The organism is Streptomyces sp. NPDC048411, from assembly GCF_040704695.1.
Lineage (GTDB): Bacteria > Actinomycetota > Actinomycetes > Streptomycetales > Streptomycetaceae > Streptomyces.
In genome coordinates this window covers 1-1,150 of the sequence record NZ_JBEZKL010000315.1, presented here as the reverse complement: position 1 = coordinate 1,150, position 1,150 = coordinate 1, and the positions used below count along the sequence as shown (strand labels likewise).

1 protein-coding gene is annotated in these 1,150 nt (G+C 66.9%); it reads right to left on the bottom strand.

What is annotated here, in order from left to right; all coding sequences use genetic code 11:
- Positions 1-155: 155 nt before the first annotated feature.
- A complete protein-coding gene (locus AB0915_RS39260; RefSeq protein WP_366696207.1) occupies positions 156-1,058 on the bottom strand; it encodes an IS5 family transposase in 903 nt (300 codons plus the stop codon).
- Positions 1,059-1,150: the final 92 nt, after the last annotated feature.

Here is a 1,150-nt window from a genome sequence, read left to right as displayed (position 1 = left end):
CGTGGGGTGCCGGGCGGCGAAGCGAGGCAAGCCACGAGACGGCAGCCGCCTGATAGCCACACCCAGCACCCCTGGGCGACCCAACCCTACGAATGGCTCGATCAACCCGATCAAGACGGTAGAGCCGCCTGAGAGCCTGTCGGGTGGCCGGTTGATCACGCTGCGATAAGGTCCTCGACGGTCGTGGAGCGAACGGTTTTCCGGCTGTCGTCATGGCTCCAGCGTGATGGCTGCCCCGCGAGACGGACGAGCATCAGCCGGATCATCGCCACCTTGATCATCGCCTCCGAGGTGGCGGTGAGCCGTTCGTAGTCGCGGGCCAGGCGGCGGTTGCGGACCAGCCAGCCGAACGTCCGTTCCACGACCCAGCGGCGGGGCAGCACCTTGAAACCCTTTACGTCGTCGGTCCGCTTCACGATCTCCACGACGATGTTCAGCGTGTTCCAGGCCCAGGAAAGCAGCCTGGAATCAACGGAGTTGGCGTATCCGCCGTCCGCCCAGACCAGTGAGACCGTGCGGAAGCCCTCGGCAAGCCGGGCCAGGACCGCGCGCCCGCCGGCACGGTCCTGGACGGAAGCCGAGGTGACCGCGACGACCAGCAGGAGTCCCATCGTGTCCACGATCACGTGCCTCTTGCGGCCTGCTGTCCGCTTTCCGGCATCGAAGCCCCGCGCCTCTCCGCCCTCACTGCTCTTGATCGACTGGGCGTCGATCACCGCGGCCGACGGCTCGGGGTCCCGCCCGGCTTCCTCCCGCACCCGTCGGCGCAACGCGTCGTGGATGCGGTTCCATGTGCCGTCCCGGCGCCACTCGGTGAACCAGCGGTGGGCCGCGTCGAAAGGCATCAGGTCGTGCGGCAGCATCCGCCACTGACATCCGGACCGCAGCACGTAGAAGACCGAATCGAGGATCAGCCGGTCTCCGTACTTGCGTACACCACCGCCTTTGCGCAGGTCACGGACTGGAAGCAGAGCGCGGATGACCTCCCACATCGCATCGGTGAGGCTGGACGGACAGCATGAGCCGCTGACGGCCCCGGAGTTGTCACACTGGCACACACCACGTGATCATTCCGGGGCCTTCGCCATGCCCGGCACCCACAGGCACCAATCACGCACCGCTTACGATCAGCCACCCGACAGGCTCTCAG